This is a genomic window from Glutamicibacter uratoxydans (assembly GCF_006539925.1).
Classification (GTDB): Bacteria; Actinomycetota; Actinomycetes; order Actinomycetales; family Micrococcaceae; genus Glutamicibacter; species Glutamicibacter uratoxydans.
Genome location: NZ_BJNY01000005.1, coordinates 141,495 through 161,822, shown reverse-complemented (window position 1 = coordinate 161,822; position 20,328 = coordinate 141,495). Strand labels below are relative to the sequence as shown.

The window sequence follows — 20,328 nt, the reverse complement described above, 5'->3', positions numbered from 1 at the left end:
CGGGGTTCAGGCCTGTCGTCGCTGAAAATGCTAGTGCCGCTACTCGGCGACTTCCGGCTGTTCGCCGAGCTCAAAATGCCGGCCCGAGATGGAGTCGACGTGGATGCGGACCCAGAAGTCCTTCTGTGTGGGGATCCACGGGGAGACTCCGCTTTCACGGGCTTCCTGGATATCTGCCTCGCTCTCAAGGAGTTCTGCGGTGCCGTGAACCACGACAGACCATGCTTCATCGGCCAAGATGCCGTCTGCCTCGAAGGCGACCTTTGCGTTGATGGCCATCGAGGCAAGCTTGTTGCCCGGCGCCGTGCGCAGGAAGAGCTTCTTGTTGTGCACCCCATAGTTCACGGGAACGATATCAATCTCACCGGCCACCGCAGTGGCTACGCGACCGTGCGAGGTGTGGGAAAGCAACTGCCACGACTGCTCTTCGCTCAGGACGAGAACTGGCTGGTTGGGACCGTGTGTGTATTCCATATGAACAGTTTTCTACGAATAGTAGAAAACTGCAAGGCTTAAAGGACACAAGAAGTTTTGCCGTCCCGTACTAGCCAACTCATGAAAGACTGGGCTCATGAGTCACGCTTCAAGCGATGGGGTCGCACGCCATATTGCCTCCCGGCTGGAAGACCGTTTCCACCGGTGGCGGGCGCGCAATGCGCAGGGCAGGGGACTGCAGCCTGTCATCCTTCCCTATGTTGGATACGGGTATGCCAGCAGCGACGGCGGCTGGGTCAGGATTTTCGCCCGCGTGGTCCTCGCGCAGCCTGGAGCCTTTGAGGACGGACACCACAAAGCACAGGTAATCGACGATGGGATTCGCGGATTCCGCAACTTCATCTCCCCGATCCTGCCGGATACTAAAGTCTTTATCGAAGCGGCCGGAAAGCACTTCGAGGTGCAGGCCGACCGCGGCGGCGTGATCGACGTCAAGCTCAAGGTCGACCTCGTCCCCGGATGGCATGAGATTTCACTGCGCGTCCACAACGGGGATGACTCCATGGCCAATATCCTCGTGATCAGCGAACACCAGAAATTCGGAGTCATCTCGGACGTGGATGACACCGTGGTGGTCACGGCTTTGCCTCGCCCCCTGCTGGCGGCGTGGAACTCCTTTGTGCTCTCCGAACATGCCCGGGTAGCCACGCCGGGCATGGCGGTGATGATGCAGCGGATCCTCCACGAGCATCCGAGCAGCCCGACGATCTACCTTTCGACCGGAGCATGGAATGTCGCGCAGACATTGCAGCGCTTCATGTCGCGCAACCTCTATCCCAAGGGGCCGCTGCTGCTCACCGACTGGGGGCCAACTGACAGGGCCTGGTTCCGCAGCGGGCAGCAGCACAAGGTCGACCAGCTGCGCCGCCTGGCCCAGGAATTTCCGAATATCTCCTGGGTGCTCATTGGCGACGACGGCCAGCATGACCCAACCATCTACGCCGAATTTGCCCGGCGCTTTCCGGAGCACGTGCGGGCCATCGTCATCCGCCAGCTCACCCCTTCCGAGGCGGTGCTCGCTGGCGGCCGCTCGCAGGAGCTGTGGCGCACTACACCGGGCATTCCGTGGGTGTATGAGCCTGATGGTGCAAGAATTTTGGAGGGGCTGACCCGGCTGGGGTTGGTGAGCGTCGATGAAGAACTTTTCGAGGAGAATTAAAAATGAGTGCTAGTCCGCTGCGGGTGCAGGTGCCAATGCGATGGGGCGACATGGATGCGTATGGCCATGTCAACAACGTGAATCTCATTAGGCTCATGGAAGAAGCGCGCATCGCGGGCTTCGGTGTGCCCGGAGGCACCGGGGCGCCGGGATTGAGCCCCAAGGCGGATATCTTTTCTGCTGTTCCTGCCGGAGTCCAGATTCTGGTGGTTGAGCACCGCGTGCGGTATTCCCGCCCGTTGGAATATCGCAATGTGCCGGTGAATGTTGATTTGTGGGTGGCAAATATCAAGCCGGCAAGCTTCGACATCTGCTACGAGTTCCGCGATCCCGTGGAGGATTTCCTCTGCGTTAAAGCGTCAACCACTTTGGCTTATTTCGACCCGAGCAATGGAAGGGTCCAGAGGCTGAGTCCTGCCGAGCGCGAGGGGCTCGCGGCTTATGAAGGTGAACCTACCTTCGCCAAATAGTCAGCAGGGCTTTCGTGAAATAGGATTGATCTATCTAATCTTATTCAGATAGGAAGTATTCTGGTGGCCAACCCTCAATCTGCACCTGCTTCGGCGGGATCTCGTGCGGCCCGTCCGCAGACGGTACTTCAGGTCATGAAGCGGGTGCAGATTGCACCGCATTTGGTCCGCCTGACCCTGGGAGGCCCAGGGTTTGAAAATTTCGTCGACAAGGCGGTGACTGACCGCTACATCAAGATCATGTTCGCCAAGCCTGAACTCGGCCTCACCCCTCCCTATGACATGGAGGCGCTGCGCGAGCAGCTGCCGATGGAAGACCTGCCGGTGCGCCGAACCTACACCGTGCGCTCCAGTGATCCGGTGGCGCAGACCATCGATGTTGATTTCGTCGTGCATGGCGACCAGGGGTTGGCTGGCCCATGGGCACAGAACGCCCAAGTGGGAGAATCCGTATGTTTCGCGGGCCCCGGCGGGCTGTACTTCCCTAGGGACGAGTTCGATTTTCATATTCTGTGCGGCGATGAAACCGCTATTCCAGCAATCAGCGCGGCGGTGGAGTCCATGGATGCCAGCATGCGCGGCGCGGTGCTGATCGAGGTATCGGATGAGCAAGATGAGATGGATTTGGGTGCGCCGGATGGCGTGGAAGTGATCTGGGTGCATCGCGGTGCTGCGTTCGACCCGCAGAATACAGTTCTGGAAAACGCTGTGCGCGAGGTCCCTTGGCCCGAGGGCCGCGCCCAGGTTTTTGCCCACGGTGAGCGCGAGGTCATGAAGAGCCTGCGCGGCTACTTCTACAACGAACGGGGAGTGGACCGCCGCGATATGTCGCTGTCTGCCTACTGGGCTTACGGGCGTGCCGAGGATGACTTCCAGGCCGAGAAGCGCAGCCCAATTGGGCGCATCTTTGACGAAGAGCCGGCACAAAGAAGTTAAGTGAACCTAAGTTAATTTAAATTAAATTGGCATCTAGGTATTGACCTTATTGCGTAGTGGTGAGGTATGCTTAGTGCAGAGCTTCTCCCGTGTGTGGTCGGGAGAAGCGCAAAACTTGCCCGATGAGAATCGGCTGGTTCACGGCGAGGCGGGGGATGCTCACCCCGGCTTAGCTGGTCGGCTTGTCCGATCAAAAGGGAAATAGGGAATCGGTTGACCTGCTCAGTTGACCGAATCGCGAAAATGAGGCTTATCGGGATTGCACACCCCGACAAGCCTCATTTTCTTTGTGCTGGTTCTAGTCCAGCCAGATTCCGGAGCTGCCCCTGCGGTGAGATCCAAGCAGGTGCGTATCAACCATTCCCACGGCTTCCATGAGTGCGTACATGGTGGTCGGCCCCACGAACTTGAAGCCCCGATTCTTCAGCCCCTTGGCAAGCTGCTTGGATTCTTCGCTCTGGGTGGGAATCTGGGCCATCGTCGCGGGCTTCGGCGTCTGCGCCGGCTTGAAGGACCAGATGAAGTCGGCAAGTCCGCCCTCGTCGCGCAGCGCCAGGGTTGCCTGGGCGTTGGCAATGGTGGCCCGGATCTTGAGCTTGTTGCGCACGATCGAGGGGTCCTCGACCAGGCGCTGGAAATCGGATTCGGAGAACAGTGCCACCTTCTCCGGATCGAAGCCTTCGAAGGCACGGCGGAACGCCTCGCGCTTGGAGAGGATGATCGCCCAAGAGAGCCCGGACTGGAAGCATTCGAGGCTTAGGCGTTCAAAAAGTCCTGATTCATCGGTGATCGGCATGCCCCATTCGCTGTCGTAGTACTCGCGCAGCATGCTGTTGCTTGACGCCCATAATGGCCGGGCCAAGCCGTCCTCGCCGATGATCAGATCTTCACTCATGTTTTCATCTTCGCATCCTTGGACAGTCTGGTGGGTCACTAGGACTGTCATTCCGCGGCAAGAAGATCTATCATCGTTATATGACGATGATAGAGTCGAAAGTCGATGAAGGCTTGGATGCACAACAGCGGAACCAGCTGGCTGCGCTTTTCCATGCCCTCGCGGACCCAACCCGCCTGCAGATCCTGGAGCACCTGAAAATTGGGGAGCATAAGGTCAAAGACCTGACCGAGCATCTGGGCCTGGCCCAGAGCACTGTCAGTGCACACCTGGCCTGCCTGCGCGACAGTGAACTGGTCAGCGTCAGAACCCAGGGCAGGGCCAGCATGTATTCGCTGAACGATTCACCCCAGCTGGAGCAGGTGCTGTCCAAGGCGGGCGAGTTGAGCCGGCCGGGAATCACCGCCCACCACTGGAACGAACAGCACCCGCACGCAGAAGCAGAGAAGTGATCCAATGGGACACAACCATTCACACGACCACGCGGACAACAACCGCACGCGCCTGGCCTGGGCCTTCGCCATCACCGCGAGCATCTTGGTCGCCGAAATCATTGGCGCCATTGCCACCAACTCGCTGGCGCTGCTGGTGGATGCCGCGCACATGCTCACCGACACCGCGGGACTGTTGCTGGCGCTGACCGCGGCGAACCTGATCATGCGCAAGCCTACGGTCAAGCGCACCTGGGGCTTCCGCCGTGCCGAGGTGCTCTCGGCAACCCTGCAGTCGGCCCTGCTGCTTGCCGTGGGAATCTATGCGGCCATCGACGCGGTGCAGCGCCTCTTCGAACCGCCCGAGGTGCAGCCCACCGGCCTGCTGATCTTCGGCATCGTCGGCCTGCTGGGCAACGTGGCATCCATGTGGATCATTTCAGGCGGCAAGAACAACAACTTGAACATGCGCGCCGCATTCCTTGAAGTCGTCAACGACGCCCTGGGATCCGTGGCGGTGATTGTCGCCGCCCTGGTCATCACCTACACCGGCTGGATGCGGGCGGACTCCATCGCGGCGCTGCTGATCAGCGCGCTGATCGTGCCGCGCGCACTGTCCCTGCTGAAGGAAACCACGCACATCCTGCTCGAATCCACCCCGCGCGGCCTGGATTTGAACGCGGTGCGCAGCCACCTGGAAGGCCAGCACGGGGTGATCGCCGTCCACGACCTGCATGCCAGCCAGATCGCCTCCAACCTTCCGGTGCTCACCGCCCATATTGTGGTCAAGGATGACATGTTCGACGCTGATGCTGCCGGGGGACTGCTGCGCAACCTGCAGCAGTGCGTGGCGGCGCACTTCGAGGTCAGCATCGAGCATTCGACGTTCCAGATCGAGCCCGAATCCCACCGCAGCAGCGAATTGAATACGCAGTGCTGAGCTGGGGCCCGGAACGGTGCTCCTAGCGGACTGACAGCTGGCTCATACCTGGGTATGAGCCAGCTGCATTTAAGACCGGTCTGTCGGCCGATACGGTGCTGCCTAGGCTTTTTATAGTCTTGAAACATGACATCTGAAACTCTGCCACTCACCGACTACGCGGTCTCCGCCCGAGGCCTGACCAAAAGCTATGGACATGACAGCACCCGAGTTCAGGCACTGCGTTCAGTAGACGTTGCCTTTGCCCGTTCCCGCTTCACCGCCATCATGGGACCCTCCGGGTCCGGCAAATCCACCCTCATGCACTGCCTGGCAGGACTGGACACGGCTGACGCCGGCCAGATCATGATCGGCGGCAAGGACCTGATGAGCATGAACGACGACGAGCTGACCATGATGCGCCGCGAACAGATCGGCTTCGTCTTCCAGTCATTCAACCTGGTGCCGACCATCAACGCCAAGGACAACATCCTGCTGCCGCTGTCGCTGGCCGGCAAGCGCCACGACCGCGACTGGTTCAACACCGTCATCGAGGCACTTGGCCTGCGCGACCGCCTGAACCACAAGCCGCACGAGCTCTCCGGCGGCCAGCAGCAGCGCGTTGCGGTGGCCCGTGCACTGCTCACCCGCCCCGAGGTGGTCTTCGGCGATGAGCCCACCGGCAACCTCGACTCCCGCACCGGCGCCGAGGTGCTTTCGCTGATGCGCACCTCCACCCGCGAGATGGGCCAGACCATCATCATGGTGACCCACGACCCGGCGGCCGCTTCCTACGCAGACACCGTGCTGCTGATGAAGGACGGCCAGCTGGTGGGCAGCATCGAAGAGCCAACCGTCGCCTCAGTCACCGAGGCGCTGGCCTCGCTTGCGGAGTAGTCCATGCTGCACGTAGCCCTCGCCAATATCAAGACGTACGCACGGCGCTATATCGCCGTCATCCTTGCGGTCGCCATCGGCACCGCATTCCTCGCCGCCACCCTGGCGGTGAACACCTCCACCCGAGCCACCTTGAAGAACTCGCTGGGCGATTCATATAAGAACGCGGACCTGGTGGCCTTCCCCGACTGGAGCATGGCTTCCAGCGAAGGCGAAGAATCCAAAGACCTGAGCATGTCGAACCTCGACGACGTCCGCAAGCTCAACGGGGTCTCCACCGCCTATGCCATCGCCTACTCTGCAGGCGAAGTGCATACTGCAGACAACGGGTATACGGTTTTGACCTCCCCTGTCTCTGCCGAGCAGAACCTCGGCGGCATGGAGCTGGTCGAAGGCCGCGCTCCGCTGCGCGCCAACGAAGTGCTGATCGACGATTCCCATGCCAAGGACATGAACGTCTCCGTCGGCGACACCATCTCGCTGAACAGCCAGGACACGGCGGCGAAGAACTACACGGTCGTCGGCCTCCAGCGCTCTTCCACCGACCCGCAGATCTCCGGATATGCGCTGCTGGGCATGCAGGAAGGGGCCTGGACCAAGTTCGCTGGCAAGGATTTCGTCCCGTCGAGCATCGTCGTGAATGCCAGCGGCAACATCGACGCGGTGCAGAACGAGCTCAAGACCTACTTCACCGACCAGAAGCTGAAGAACATTTCGGTGCTGACCGCCGATGAAAAGGTCATCAAGGACGTCGCGGCGCTGACCGACGGCTCCGACCAGCTCACCATGGTCCTGCTGGTCTTCGCCCTGATTGCACTGGTCGTCACCGGCCTGGTGGTCGTCAACACCTTCAACGTCGTCATTGCCCAGCGCACCCGTGAACTGGCGCTGCTGCGCACCCTGGGCGCCAAGCGCAAGCAGATCCGCAGCTCGGTGCTCATCGAAGCGCTGCTGATCGGCATCCTTGCCTCGGTGGCAGGCGTGGCACTGGCGGTGGGCCTGATGGCAGGCTTGATCAAGCTGCTGCACATCTACGTTCCGTCCATGTCCTATGCAACGCTGGCACTGTCCCCAATTGGACTGGTGATTCCGGTGATCGTGGGCATCCTGATGACGGTAATCGCCGCGAGCCTGCCGGCCCGCCGCGCCATGAAGCTTGCGCCGCTCGCGGCGCTGCGCCCCTTCGACTCCGCCAGCGTGAAGAACCGCGCCGGCAAGCTGCGCATCATCTTCGGCCTGCTGCTCACCTTGGGGGGTGCCGCACTGCTCGGCTATGGAGCGTACAAGGGCGAACTGCCGATCGCATTTGTCGGCGGCCTGTTCTCCTTCCCGGGCATCCTGATGCTCGCCTCGCTGTTCGTCCCGTCCAGCGTCTACGGCATCGGCAAGCTGGTTGCCGGACGCTCGGTGGCAGGCAAGCTGGCGGCGCTGAACGCCGTGCGCAACCCTGGCCGCACCACCGCCACCGCTACCGCGCTGCTGATTGGCGTCACCCTGGTCTCCATGATCATGGTCGGCGGCCAGACCGCCAAGGCCACGCTGAACAACAGCATTGCCGGCGAATACCCGGTGGATGTCACTGTTTCGCTCTTCGACCAGAAAGCGGATCCGGCCAAGACTGAGAAGCTGGCCAAGGAGATCTCAAACATCCAGGGCGTTGAACAGAGCACCACCTTCCGCTCGGCGACCGCAGTGATAGATGACCCGGGTAGCTCCGAAGATGCCGGGCTGCAGCTGATGGCAGTGGATCCCCAGGGCTTTGAGAAGGTCGCCCTGGATCCGAGCATCGTCCCCGCTGACGGCGAGGTCGTCATGGTCAGCGGATACCTCAAGCCGGGAACCAAGACCATGACCTTGGGCGGGGAAACGCTGAAGGTCAAGGAATCCAAGGCCTCGCTCTACACCGACATCGTCACCTTCGACACCCTGAAGACCCTCAAGACCGTGGACGCCAACAGCGGCTTCATGGGCGTGCTGGTCAAGGTGGATCCGAAGCTGGATTCTGCAGCGATCGGCAAGCTCGTTGACCAGATCGTTGAAACGGCCGGCGTGGAACGCTACATGGTCGACGGCGGCGTGGTGCAGAACGCCATGTTCTCCCAGATCATCGACGTGCTGCTGACCATCGTTTCTGCGCTGCTGGCAGTCGCGGTGCTGATCGCACTGATCGGCGTGGCCAATACGCTCAGCCTCTCGGTGCTTGAACGCACCCGCGAGAACTCGCTGCTGCGGGCGCTGGGCCTGAAGAAGAAGCAGCTGCGCGCCATGCTGGCCCAGGAGGCTGTACTGATCGGCGGCGTCGCGGCCCTGCTGGGACTCGTCCTCGGCGTGGCCTACGGCCTGCTCGGCGCCCAGGCAACGCTGTCCGGCATGGGCGACATGTCCTATGACATTCCGTGGCTGCAGCTGGCCATCGTGCTGGTGGTGAGCATCGTGGCAGCCCTGATCGCATCGATCACTCCGGGACGCCGTGCCTCGAAGCTCTCGCCGGTTGAAGGACTGGCAGCGGAGTAGCCGCAACGGCACCAGCCCACTAGGCGCCCGGGAGATTGGATTCCAATCTCCCGGGCGCCTAGTTTTTTTGCTCTGCTAGTGTTCTTCGGATTTCGATGCTTTCTTGACCCACTCGCTGTCATAACGGGCGCCGGCAGGATCCGAAGGTTTGCGGGCCAATGACATCATTCCCAACAGCGAATAACCAGGAAAGCCGCTGCTTAACTGCGACTCGTCGGCGTTGATGTCATGCAATCGCCGTGTAGCCAGCGACCAATTGGGAAAGAACGTCAGCAGATAGTAGGCGAGCACCATCAATAGCCACGGCGCCGATGCATCGGGCACACCTATGGAGCTGCGATCAAACAGGTTCAGACCCCCAACAGCCATCATCGCAAAACACAAGATGTAGATAACTGCATTGAGCAGCGCGACCCACCAGTATTCGCTGCGGCTCGCACGGCCCTCAAAGAATCCGAACTTGAGTACATAGCGTTTGACGGCTCGTCCAAACGATGCGCCATAGCAAGGGAGATCCAGATTGTCCCTCAACGGGAGCCTGAGCCCGGTGAAGAACCAGCGCTTCTCATCATGCTCCTTCGCCCGGTGACAATGCCTGAAACAGCATTAGACAAGCTCTCGGCAATTGCTGCAACTACAGCCCGGATCAGGTGTCACATTGCCGCTTCCGGCAGGCAGCTTTCAGGTGCGCGGTAGCATTGGCACATGCAGATCGAGATGATGAGATTCAGGGTCCTGCCCGGTGCCACCGACCAGGTCAACGAGTGGATGGACTTCCTCAACTCGAATATGCCGGCGGTCCTAGAGACCCTTGAAGGCGAAAAGATGTTTGTGGAAACGATCTTCAGCGAAACCCTCGACGGCGTCGACTACCTGTACTGGTACAGCATCCAGGGAGAAGGCGGCATCGAGGTGCAGGATTCGACTCATTGGATCGATGAAGCACACTTGAAATACTGGAAGGCCTGCATTGATCCGGACTTCACTCCGCAGGTGCTTACACAGCGGGTCAGCATGATTCCTGAGCGGATCACCGCCCAGATGCACTAGATTCCACAGTGAACGACAACGGCAACGGGCCGGCGGCAGCCTCAAAGGACTGCCGCCGGCCCTTGTACTGTGTACCGGAACTTAGCCGCGCAGCGTGATGGTGGTGGCCATCGCCGGGGAACGGCCGGTGGTGACGAACCCGGAAATGTTGGATCCCGGATGCTTGATGATGTCGGTGATCGAGCCAAGATGGCGGCTCAAATCAATCTTGTCCTCGGGAGCCGCCAGCACCAGGTGGAATCCGAACTCCTGCAAGGCGCGGATACCGGCGGCGGCATACTCGGAGTTTGCCTGGATGAACGCCTCATCGATCATGACGGTGCCGAAGGACGTGAATCCTGCGGTGGCGAAGCCCAGCTGGTAGGCCAGGGCAGCGCCCATGATGAATGAGGTGAAGCGCTGTCCTTCGCCGCCGGAGAGCGTGCCAGGTTCCAGCCCGGTCTCCACCTCGCCGTTGGGCTTGTGCTCGTTGCAGGTGATGACCACGTGCTGGCGCACATCAAGCACCGTGGAACGCCATGCGGTCAAGGCGCTGTCGCTCAGCGCGGTGACCAGCGATTCCAACGCCTGGTAGGAGGTAGCCAGGGACTGTTCGTCCTTGGTGGTGTACGCATCCTGCAGGGCGTTCTTCAGCTCCTTGCGGAAGTTCGCCGCCTCCACGGGGATCGAGTTCGCCACCTCAAGGCGCAGAATGGATCCGTGTTCGAAGGTGACTTCGGCAAGGATCTGGTTCAGCGGCTTGATGCGCTCGGAGATCATGCGGCGTTCTTCATCCAGCAGCTGCAGCAGGTCGCTGAAGCGTTCATAGGAACGGTTGGCGAAGTATTCGCGGAACTGCGCCTCATGATGCGGCAGGCCGTCGGCAACGATCTGGTCATGCAGCTGGGCGTAGTGCCCGGCCGCCTCAGGCGAAGTGCCGTGGGTCTGGGCGTGGGAGCCGCCGAATTCGCGGGCGAAGCGGCGGAAGGTCTCGCTCAGCGCCCCGCCGATTTCCTGGCGCTGGCTGTTCAGCGAGCTCAGCTGGCTGCCCAGCTGCAGCTTCACCTCGGCGAAGGCCGCGGAGATCTGCTCGGAGCTTGGGCATAGGCCGGAGGCCACCTCGTCGAGAATCGGACCGAGCAGCTGGTGGCTGCGCAGCGCCTGCGGCACCAGTTCCACCCAGCCTTCGGCGGCAGGCTCGCCAGCGGAAAGGATCTTCTCCGCGCGCTCCACCTTGAGCTTGAGATCCTGCAGGGCCGAGCGCACCAGGGCCAGGGAGCCAACTAACTGTTCGGACTCCGCCTTGGCGGCTTCGATCTGGGAGCGGACCTTGGAGGAGTCGCCGGAGAGCGCCAGCGCGTCGCCCAGCTTCTGTTCGCTGCGGCGCAGCGCTTCCAGTGCGCCGGAGGCGTCGAGCTGGGCGTAGCTGCGTTCGTCGGCAACCAGCGCCTCAAGCAACTGAGCCTTGGCCAGTACCTTGTTCTTGGCGCCGCTGCGGTCATCGGCGGCCTTCTGCGCCTCGGCGACCTTCTCATCAAGCCGCGCGGCCTTGGATTGCAGTTCGCTGATCTTTGCCTCGTTGGTGAAGCCCAGCAGGTATTCGGAGGCAGGCAGGGTGCGGGTATCGCGCTCAAAGCTGCCGGCGCCGGTCTTGATGGTGCCGGCCGGGGTGATCGCCTTGGCATGGATGTGCATGGCCGCGTCGTTCTCAACGCAGACCAGCGGGTAGTCCGCGGTGATCTTTGCCTTGAGCCAGGAACCCGCCTCGCCCTGGGCGAAGTCGAGCTTGGTGACCAGGTCCGCAGGGCCTGCCTCGGCAAGCTTGGGAGCCAGCGAAATATCTGCCCAGCGCACCCGGCCCAGCCCGTCGAGCTTGTCGATGGCATGGGTGACCTGGTTCAGGAATTCGCCGGGCACCAAGATGGTGCGGGCCAGCGAGTGCAGCGACTTCTCCGCCGCCAGGCGCCACATGGCGCATTCGGCCGACACATCCATGAGTTCGCCGGCGAAGGGCAGCTGCTCTTCGCGCAGCGAGCAGGCCGAGGCGATGGTGCGGCGGGCCGCCACCGAGCGGTCGTCGATGTTCGTGCCGCGGCGCTGGTAGGAGCGGATCTGCTCGGCCAGGGTTTCGGCGCGCTTGCGCAGGTTGACCAGCGAGGCCATGGCCTCGTATTCCACGGTCTGCGCATCCTTGGTGATCGACTCCAGCTGCTGCAGGGTGCGGGCGGCATTGGCGCGCAGCTCGTCGAGCCCGGTGGAGGTGAACTCGAAGTTCAGACCCGCCTCGGAAGCCTGCTCGGCCAGGGCGCGCAGCACCTGTTCCTTCTCGCTCAGCGCACGGCGGGCGGCATCCGCCTCCCGCTCCAGCAGCATCAGCGAAGCGGAGCCGGCCGAGTCATGAGCCGCTTCCAAGGACTGCAGCTGGTCATCCAACTTGCCCTTGCGGGCGGCAAGCTCCTGCTCTTCGGCTTCCAATTCGGCCAGCTTGATCCGGTGCGCCGCCAGGTCGTTGCCCAGCACCAGCTGGCGGACCTGGGATTCGAGGGAGCCCAGCTCGCTTTCCAGCAGCTCGGACGTTTCGCTGATCTGCTCCGCCAGCTTGCGGTAGGCAGAATCCTGCTGCGGAACCTCGGCCAGCACATCGCGCTGCGCCCGGGCAGTGTCCAGCTGGCGGTAGATGCCGCGCAGGTGGGCGAAGTCCTCCACCGCGGCGGCGGCGGCCTTGAGCGTGGCAGGCTCTTCCAGCACCTCGTGGCGGAAGAACTGGTTCACGCCCTTGGCCAGGCCCTTGCCGTTCTGCAGGGTGCGCAGCAGTGCGAAGGCCTTGTCGCTTTCCACGCCAAGGCGGCGGCGCAGGCGCTCGATGAACGCCTTGTGGGTGTCGAAGGCCTCGGTGGGCGCCAGGGCCTTGGACAGCGAGGAGACGGTGAACCGGCGCGGGCCGTGGTTTTCCAAGTCCACGATGTCCAGCTTGCCTTCGCACAACAGGTAGTGCTTCGAGACCTGGCCCTCCAGGCCTGCATCCGGCAGGTCGAAGACGGCGCCGGCGCTGACGGTGTTGCCCAGGCCGTCGTCGTAGCTGAGCAGCACGGCGCTCCAGGTGGCCCCGGGGCGCTGGTACACGGTGCCGGAGCTGGTCTTGAACTTGCGCCCGCGCATATAGGAATAGGTGGTGCGGCGGTCTTCGCGGGTGGCCGCGTCGTTGGCGGACTCGTTCAGGCGCGGGCTGGCGAAGAACACGTGGCCCATGGCGTCGAACAGGGTCGACTTGCCCACGCCCGGGTGGCCGGTGACCAGGGTGCCGTCACGGTCGATGCCCAGGTCGTGCAGCCCGTGGAAGGTGCCCCAGTTGACCAGCTGCACGCGCGAGAGGCGGTGCTGGCCCGGGTTGATCTCGCCGCCGAGCGGGAGCGTCATCTCAATGCTCATTGGCTACTCCTGCACTAGTTCTTCGGTTGATTCGCCGTTTTCGGCCTTTTCAAGCTCCTCGGCCTGGGCCTCGGAAAGCGAGAGCACGCTCTGGTTCGCGTCGATGGCCGCGATATAGCGGGGGATGTCCTGGATGGAGGAGATCGGCAGGGCCATGGCCAGCGCCGGGGAGATCCTGAACTCGTCGGCCAGTTCGGTGTTGGTCAGCAGCCGCAGCGAGTTCAGCCGGGCAATGGCGGCATCGCAGGATTCGGCAAATCGCTTGTCGTCGCGGTCGCCGGCCGCGCGGTGCTCGGCGAGCACGTCGTGCATGCCGGCGCGGGAGATCACCGCGTCCGTGCCGGTGCCCGAGTGCTGCTCCAGCAGCAGCCGCAGGCGCAGCGCCAATAGCGTTTCATCGCGCTTGAGCGCGCGGCGCGGGGCAATCGGAGCGGTATGCGGCTGGTCAATCTGCACCGGGGTCAGCATCGCGATCTTGCGGTCCATGTCCAGGCTCAGCGCCAGGAAGATTTCGGAGAAGTACCTGGTGACCGTGGGCTGCGAATCCAGCAGCAGCTGCCAGGCCGCGGCATCCGTGGAGCCGTCCAGGTAGGGGCCGCGCAGTAGCCTGACGACCAGCTGGCGCAGGGCCAGCGGGAAGCTGCCGGTATCACCCTCGAACAACGGCTCGGTGATCGGCGCGGCATATGAATCGGTGGGGGTCATAGCGGCTCCTTGGTAAAGCTGAGGGCGGGGAGGTAGGCGGTGCGGGTTGAGCCGTCCAGCTGCCTGAACTGGACGCTGATCACGTCGGTCTCATCCAGCGGCTCGCCGTTGGTGCGCCCGATTTCAACCAGCGCGCGGATGGTGTTCAGGTGCTGGTCTTCGGCCTCCAATGAGTTGAAGACTTCTGCCAGCGGCACGGACTTCTTCCCTGCGGCGCGCACGCGGCTGGCAATCGACTCGCGCAGCGCCGGCAGGTCCGCCTCCGGGGTGCTCGGGGTGCGCACAATGTCTTCGGGGCTGAACTCCGGCGCCTGGGCCAGCGGCGGGGGAGCAACATGCTCGGAGGGGTCGTAGATGCCCAGGCCTGAAAGGGTAATGAACTGCGGGGCGAACAGCTGCATGGGAGCGACGCCGTTGCGGGCCTTGAGCGCCGCCGACTTGCTGATCGCGGCTTCCGCTTCGCGCACTGCCTTTCGCAGCAGCTCGGCCTGCTTGTAGTCGTCGGACTGGACGAAGGCGTGCAGGGATTCGGAAAGCTTGCCGTAGGAGGCGTGCACTTCGGCCGCCTGACGGCGCAGCTCGCGCAGTAGGTTGGTCAGGATCTGCCGCTCGGGCAGCTCAAGGTCATCCACGAACTCGCGTTCAAGCACCTCGGCCAGCGCCGCGCGGAAGCGCTGCTGGGCATCGGGGGAGTTGAGGAATTCGGTGAAGCCGCGGAAGGTCTCGCCTTCTGCGGTGGAGCGCAGCTGGCGGTCGGCCTCCAGCACCTGGCCCACTGCCACGCCCTTGGCGGTGGAAGCATCGAGGATTCCTTCGCGCAGCGAATGGAGCATGTCCTGGACGCCGTCGCGCATGCGGCGGAAATCGGCAGGCAGGCTGGCGGCCAGGTCCAGCACCGAGCGGGTGGCAGACAGCGCAGTGGTCCGCGAGAGCACATCCGGGTCATCGCCGGAACGCAGCTGGTCGATCTGCGCCTGGCGCAGCGCAATCTGGGATTCAAGTGCCCTGATGCGCGCCTGCGGATCCGGGTCGGTTTCGTGGGCCAGCGACTCCAGCGAGGAGAGCAGGGTATTCAGGCGCGAAGAGTTCAGGTGGGAGTCGTCGGTGGAGAAGTCGGCAAGGAAGCGAAGGGTCCGCAGGGTCTGGGCGCTGGGTTCATAGACGAACCGCCCGTCGATCAGCGGGCGTGCCAGGATGCCTTGCTTGACCCATGATTCGGCGACATCCTGCGCCGCATAGCTGGCAGGGATCTGCTCGTCGCTTTGGCGTGCGGATTTCAGAAATGAATCAAGGGAAGCATGGAACAATTCCAAGGCGATGCGCGGGCGGTCTGCGGTGAATTCTGCGCGGATGAATCCCACGGCCCAGGGCTGCGAGGTGATCAGCCGGTACGCTGCCGAGCTTCTGAACTGCTGGGACTGGATCCACAGGCTATTCGCGCGGTGCGAGGGCTGCATTCGTTTCCTTGATCTTCGTGACGCCTAACTAAGCAATTCTAGATCATCGCGCTAGGCGAAAAATGTGTGAATACTCCACGGCAAGTGTCAGTTCGGTATAGGTTCTGCATCTTTCGCCGTGTTGGGTGTGCCCGCCATGGGCAACTGTGTAGTGTCTAAACAACACAGTGACCACACCATTTTTAGGCGGAAATTCGCCAAAACTCACACGGAGGTCCCGGGACATGAGGTTCACACGGTTGGCAGCGGCGTCGCTGCTGGTTCTTGCGCTGGCCGGATGCAGTAGTGAGCAAGCCAACCCCGACGCGGCGGCTGAAAGCTCTGCGGCGGCCCAGGCCTCGGCGAAGGAACAAGCCCGTGTCGACAAGGTCAAGGACGAGATCAACAGGCTTGCCGACGGCTTCGACTACGACGCCGCCATCAAGCTGGCCAAGTCGGATCAGAGCGAAGCGCTGAACAAGATGGTCTCCGGGCTGGAAGATGAAAAGGCCCAGCTGAAGGCCTGGGACGAGCCGGCGCAGATCCCGCACCTGTTCTTCCACTCGCTGGTCATCGACACCGACAGGGCCTTCGACTCCGACGCCCAAGCCCAGGGGTACAAGGACTACATGGTCACGCAGAAGGAATTCGCGAAGATCCTCGATTCGCTCTATGCCCGCGGCTACATCCTGGTCAACCCCACAGACTTCGCCCGCCCCAATAAAAAGGGCGACATGGAATACCGCAAGATCATGCTGCCCAAGGACAAAAAGCCGCTGGTGCTCTCGGTGGACGACGTCAGCTACTACGAATACATGAAGGGCGACGGCTTCGCGACCCGGCTGATCGTGGACAAGGACGGCAAGGTCCGCAACGAATACACCGACGCCTCCGGCAAGAAGCATGTCGGAGCCTATGACGTGAGCACCATGGTGGACGACTTCATCGACGAGCACCCGGACTTCTCCTACCGCGGCGCGCGCGGCCTGCTGGCGATGACCGGGTACAACGGTGAATTCGGCTACCGGACCTCTGCCAGCCAGTACCCGGAGAACAAGAACCTGAAGAAGGACCAGGCGGCCGCCACCAAGGTGGCCGACGCGATGAAGGAAGAAGGCTGGGTCTTCGCCTCGCACTCCTGGGGCCACATCTCCACCGGAACGGTGGACATGAAGCGCTTCAAGAGCGACATGAAGCTGTGGAAGAAGGAAGTCGAACCGATCGTCGGCAAAACCGACCAGTTCATCTACCCCTTCGGATCGGACATTGCGCGGGTCGGGCACTATTCCGGAGCCAAGTACAAGTTCCTGCTGGACCAGGGCTTCAAGTACTTCTACGGCGTTGACGGCACCACCCACGCATGGATGCAGCAGACCGACGACTACCAGCGCCAGATGCGCATCAATGTCGACGGACTGCAGTTCGCCAAGGAGAAGCGCGGCGACCGCCCGGTGCTGTCCGAGTTCTTCGATGTAGACAAGGTCATCGACCCAGCCCGCTAGGCGGTGCCGGCCGCCCTAGAGCGCCATGAACGCTCCGAGCTGCGAGAGCACGGCAGGGCTGGAAGGCAGGAAGTCGGTCAGCCGCTCGCTGCGCACGATCATCGCCTTCCACTGGCCGCGGGAGATCGCCACATTGATGCGGTTGCGGTTGAGCAGGAAGTCGATGCCGCGCGAGGCATCGGCGGCGCTGGAGCAGGCCATGGTCACCAGCACCAGCGGAGCCTCCTGCCCCTGGAACTTGTCCACGGTGCCGACCTTGACCTCCTCCAAGCCCTGCTCCTGCAGCACTTCGCGGACCAGGTTCACCTGTGCGTTGTAGGCAGCGACCACCAGCACATCCTCCTGCCGCAGGGAGCGCGGCTCGGCGCCGCCTCCCGGATGCCACAGGGTTCCAAGATGCGCGCGGACCAGGCGAACCACTTCATGGGCTTCTTCGACGCTGCTGACGGTATTGCCCCGGTGCTCCACAAAGCTGGTTTCAACACCCGGCGTACTCTGCTCCAGAGACCTGGTACCGGCGGCGTCCGCGGAGAACAGCTGGTGGTCGTAGCTCAAGGCTGACACCTTGGCGCACAGTGCAGGGTGCATCCGCCATGACGTGCCCAGGAAATAGCCCAGCTCGCGGGGCAGCACCGGCAGCCCGTGGGACAGCCAGCCCAGCGCCGACTCGTCAATGGGCTGAGGGTGCGAACCCTGGGTGACCTGAGGCAGCTGCTGCGGGTCGCCGAGCAGCAGCAGGTTGCGGGCGGCGCGGGAGACCGCCAGCGTATTGGCCAGCGAGAACTGCCCGGCTTCGTCGATGACCAGCAGGTCCAGGCTGCCTGCCGGCACGGTGGAGCCGGTCAAGGTCCATGCGGTGCCTCCGATCAAGGCGCCACCGGAAGAGCCCAGCAGCTGCGAGACGGCATCTTTGTCCCGGCCCAGCCACGGCACCGGGTTCTTGTGCTTGACCTCCTTGGCCACCAGTTCTGGATCCACGCCGGCAGCGATTGCCTTGTTCAAAACGTTTTCAACCACCGCGTGGGACTGGGCGACCACGCCGATTTTCCAACCGTGTTCGATCAGCTCGCGGATCACATGGGAGGCCACATAGGTTTTGCCGGTGCCCGGAGGGCCCTGCACCGCAAGATATGAATTATCCAGATCCTTGAGGGTCTGCACCACCGCCGGATACACCTGTAGATCCCCGTTGGCCTGCTGCGGTTCGGCCGGTGCCGGGAGTGTTTTCAGCCGCGGCGGGATTCGGCGCAGGATGTCGATGCCTGCGCTGGCCGGCAGTCGCGGCACCATGGATCCGACCTGCTGGGCAACCTCCGCCAGGGCGTCGTCGATGCTCTTGGTGGGGATTGGCTTGTCCGGAGTCAGCGCCACAGGGAAGGACCCATAAGGCGGGATCTTGCCGCTGGACTTTTCGGCAATGCTGACGCAGCCCTCGCCCAGTTCCACAATGGTGGCGTTGAAGGCGCCGCCGCGCAGGGCTGCATCGTCGGTTTCCATGCCCTCGGGCAGCGGGGCCGCGAACATGGCGAAGACCGCGGCGCCGGGGGAGTAGAGGGAGCCTTCGGCGAGCGTGCCGTACAGCTTGGTGATCCTGGTGAACGTCCTAGCCCGCTCGGTCGCCTTGTGCCAGTCTTCAAGGACCTCGGCAGAGGATACGGAGAAGACCCCGCGCACTTCCGACCAGTCCTCCATGGGCGCGCTCAAGCGGTCGAAGTGCTCCCACCAGAACTGCTTCTTTTCCCGGCGGTTGTAGCCGGTGGCGGCGGCGACCATGGCAATGGCCTTGTCGTCATCGCTCAGTGCGACGCCAGCTGGCAGCGCCGCAAGATAGTCCTGCAGCCGCACTTCCTCGGCGCTCGGTTCATAGGCGTTGTCCGGCTGCTGTTCGGGCGGCATGTCCGGCAGGGTCCGCGGCTGCACGTTGGGCAATGACAGCAGCCAGTCGCGCAGGCGCAAGGTGGAGAGGCAGTCGTACTCGTTGTAGTCGGCAATGGACTTCAACACCTGCTCTGCCAGCGGGGCATCGCCTGCGGCGACTGCCTGCATGTAGTGGGCATAGGCGACCACCGAAGCGCCGGCATCGGTGACGTCTCCCGAACGCAGGTGCTCGCCCATATAGAGGGGCTCAAGCTTCTTAATAGAGTAGGAGCGGGTAGAGACCACCAGGGAGTTGCGCACCGTCTCATACAGGTCGACCAGCAGGTTCTCGCGCAGCCACTGATCCACCTCGTCCTCGCCGGCAATGTGCACCTGGGACAGCCTGCGCAGCGCGCTCTTCTCATAGGCCGCATAGTGGTAGATCTTCATCTGCGGGAAGCGCGCGCGGCGTTCCTGCACATAGGCGATGAAATCGAGGAATGCCTGGCGCTCGCCGGCGCGGCTGTGGGCCCAGAACGGGCGGAAGACCGGTTCGCCGGTGTCATGTTCAATGACGCCGAAAAGATATTCCAAGCCCCATGACCCGTCGACGGGTTCTTGGTAGAGCGGGTCGCCTTCGAAATCAAAGAAGATATCCCCTTGGTCTGGGGCCGGCAGCAGCGAGATGGTCTGCGAATCCTTCACCCGGTAGGACACGTCGTGCACCTTGCCGTCGACCTTGCCCAGGCCCAGCTGCATGCGCGCCTGGTCGATGCTGCGAGCCAGCGCAGTGCCGTCCTTTGCCTCCAGCGCGGCCAGCTGGTCGATGGTGAAGACTCCCTCGCGGCGCAGCTTCTCCCGCTGCACCATGGACATGCCCGCCACCATGAGGACATCCCGGGTTTCCTCTACCTGCAGGGCGCACAGTTCGCAGCGCCCGCACAACCGCAGAACATCAGAGTCCCAGGCCACCGGCTGCCCGGAGCGCTGGTGCTCAGAAACCATGGACAAAAACAGCTTGCGCTGTGCACGGTAGACCGGCAGGATTTCGTCGATCCGGTGCTCGGAATGGGTGCCGTCGCCCAGAACCAGCGTGGTCGTCGGGTGTACGCGGATGCCTTCGGCCATCATCTGGTCGGCATAGGCGGCGACCTGCAGCAGCGCGCTGACCCTTGCATGGCGTGCGAGCTTCGTATCCCACACGGCCCAGGAACCGTCGTCCTGCCTGACCAGGAAATCGGCGAAGCCGACGAAGCTGCCGTCAAAGAACGTTGCCTGGAAAATGACGTCCGCGCCGCTGCGCAGCGTGGCGATGGTCTGATCATGGGCGGCCCGCAGCGCCGCTTCGTTCATCTGCGGGCGGTCATGGAATTGCTTGACGCCGGTGCCGGTGGCCGGATCATACTCGCCGTAGGTCTTGATCAGTTCAGCCAGAACGTTGTGTTCGTGGATGTCTCCGAGCTCGGCGGTGCGGGCGAGCATTTCGTCGACAACATTCTCTGGCTTCTGCCGGCGGCCCAAACGGACATCCAGAATAAACAGGGATTGGTACTGGCATTCAACAGCGATCGAAAGATCGCTGGCCGAGAAGACGAAATGATCGTTTAAAAAGAACACGGGGCCCGGTGCCTTTCGCTGACTGGTCCTGACCTAG

At 62.7% G+C, this 20,328-nt stretch carries 16 protein-coding genes; 9 read left to right on the top strand and 7 right to left on the bottom strand.

The window, feature by feature from the left end:
* Positions 1-39 precede the first annotated feature (39 nt).
* Positions 40-474 carry a pyridoxamine 5'-phosphate oxidase family protein gene (locus tag AUR04nite_RS05365; RefSeq protein ID WP_141362729.1) on the bottom strand — a complete coding sequence of 145 codons (435 nt, stop codon included), beginning with the start codon at positions 472-474 and terminating at the stop codon, positions 40-42.
* A 97-nt stretch (positions 475-571) separates the two neighbouring features.
* On the opposite strand from AUR04nite_RS05365, the gene AUR04nite_RS05360 reads away from it, so the two are divergent.
* The 3 genes from AUR04nite_RS05360 to AUR04nite_RS05350 all read left to right on the top strand — a co-directional run bounded on the left by AUR04nite_RS05360 (position 572) and on the right by AUR04nite_RS05350 (position 3,060).
* Positions 572-1,654, top strand: coding sequence for an App1 family protein (locus AUR04nite_RS05360; RefSeq protein WP_141362727.1), 1,083 nt, complete (start codon positions 572-574; stop codon positions 1,652-1,654).
* A gap of 2 nt (positions 1,655-1,656) precedes the next feature.
* Positions 1,657-2,124, top strand: coding sequence for an acyl-CoA thioesterase (locus AUR04nite_RS05355; RefSeq protein WP_141362725.1), 468 nt, complete (start codon positions 1,657-1,659; stop codon positions 2,122-2,124).
* 63 nt (positions 2,125-2,187) lie between these two features.
* Positions 2,188-3,060 carry a siderophore-interacting protein gene (locus AUR04nite_RS05350; protein WP_307723222.1) on the top strand — a complete coding sequence of 291 codons (873 nt, stop codon included), beginning with the start codon at positions 2,188-2,190 and terminating at the stop codon, positions 3,058-3,060.
* A gap of 298 nt (positions 3,061-3,358) precedes the next feature.
* Here the strand turns inward: AUR04nite_RS05350 and AUR04nite_RS05345 are convergent, their stop codons facing one another.
* Positions 3,359-3,955, bottom strand: coding sequence for a DNA-3-methyladenine glycosylase I (locus tag AUR04nite_RS05345; RefSeq protein ID WP_141362723.1), 597 nt, complete (start codon positions 3,953-3,955; stop codon positions 3,359-3,361).
* Positions 3,956-4,035: 80 nt separating this feature from the next.
* Here AUR04nite_RS05345 and AUR04nite_RS05340 point away from each other — a divergent pair, with 80 nt between their 5' ends.
* The 4 genes from AUR04nite_RS05340 (at position 4,036) to AUR04nite_RS05325 (ending at position 8,716) form a co-directional block, all read left to right on the top strand.
* Positions 4,036-4,407, top strand: a complete 372-nt coding sequence (locus tag AUR04nite_RS05340; protein WP_141362721.1) for an ArsR/SmtB family transcription factor — start codon at positions 4,036-4,038, stop codon at positions 4,405-4,407.
* Positions 4,408-4,411: 4 nt separating this feature from the next.
* Positions 4,412-5,326 (top strand): cation diffusion facilitator family transporter, encoded by a 915-nt coding sequence (locus tag AUR04nite_RS05335; protein WP_141362719.1) that lies wholly within the window; start codon positions 4,412-4,414, stop codon positions 5,324-5,326.
* Positions 5,327-5,452: 126 nt separating this feature from the next.
* Positions 5,453-6,202, top strand: coding sequence for an ABC transporter ATP-binding protein (locus AUR04nite_RS05330; protein WP_141362717.1), 750 nt, complete (start codon positions 5,453-5,455; stop codon positions 6,200-6,202).
* Positions 6,203-6,205: 3 nt separating this feature from the next.
* Positions 6,206-8,716 (top strand): ABC transporter permease, encoded by a 2,511-nt coding sequence (locus AUR04nite_RS05325; protein ID WP_141362715.1) that lies wholly within the window; start codon positions 6,206-6,208, stop codon positions 8,714-8,716.
* Positions 8,717-8,791: 75 nt separating this feature from the next.
* Here AUR04nite_RS05325 and AUR04nite_RS05320 read toward each other — a convergent pair whose 3' ends face one another.
* A complete protein-coding gene (locus tag AUR04nite_RS05320) occupies positions 8,792-9,247 on the bottom strand; it encodes a DUF805 domain-containing protein (RefSeq protein ID WP_141362713.1) in 456 nt (151 codons plus the stop codon).
* 174 nt (positions 9,248-9,421) lie between these two features.
* On the opposite strand from AUR04nite_RS05320, the gene AUR04nite_RS05315 reads away from it, so the two are divergent.
* Positions 9,422-9,766, top strand: a complete 345-nt coding sequence (locus AUR04nite_RS05315) for a DUF6176 family protein (RefSeq protein ID WP_141362711.1) — start codon at positions 9,422-9,424, stop codon at positions 9,764-9,766.
* A gap of 81 nt (positions 9,767-9,847) precedes the next feature.
* Here the strand turns inward: AUR04nite_RS05315 and AUR04nite_RS05310 are convergent, their stop codons facing one another.
* The 3 genes from AUR04nite_RS05310 to AUR04nite_RS05300 are packed head-to-tail and all read right to left on the bottom strand — an operon-like array spanning position 9,848 to position 15,336.
* Complete coding sequence (locus AUR04nite_RS05310) at positions 9,848-13,174, bottom strand: ATP-binding protein (protein WP_141362709.1); 3,327 nt, start codon at positions 13,172-13,174, stop codon at positions 9,848-9,850.
* Between the two features lie 3 nt (positions 13,175-13,177).
* Positions 13,178-13,879, bottom strand: coding sequence for a DUF4194 domain-containing protein (locus tag AUR04nite_RS05305; protein ID WP_141362706.1), 702 nt, complete (start codon positions 13,877-13,879; stop codon positions 13,178-13,180).
* Positions 13,876-15,336, bottom strand: coding sequence for a DUF3375 domain-containing protein (locus tag AUR04nite_RS05300; RefSeq protein ID WP_141362704.1), 1,461 nt, complete (start codon positions 15,334-15,336; stop codon positions 13,876-13,878). Before AUR04nite_RS05300 ends, AUR04nite_RS05305 begins: the two co-directional genes overlap by 4 nt.
* Before the next feature lie 224 nt (positions 15,337-15,560).
* Here AUR04nite_RS05300 and AUR04nite_RS05295 point away from each other — a divergent pair, with 224 nt between their 5' ends.
* Complete coding sequence (locus tag AUR04nite_RS05295) at positions 15,561-16,817, top strand: polysaccharide deacetylase (RefSeq protein ID WP_141362702.1); 1,257 nt, start codon at positions 15,561-15,563, stop codon at positions 16,815-16,817.
* A gap of 15 nt (positions 16,818-16,832) precedes the next feature.
* On the opposite strand, the gene AUR04nite_RS05290 is transcribed toward AUR04nite_RS05295, so the two are convergent.
* Entirely contained in the window at positions 16,833-20,291 is a 3,459-nt protein-coding gene (locus AUR04nite_RS05290) for a TM0106 family RecB-like putative nuclease (protein ID WP_141362700.1), read from the bottom strand.
* Between the last annotated feature and the right edge of the window lie 37 nt (positions 20,292-20,328).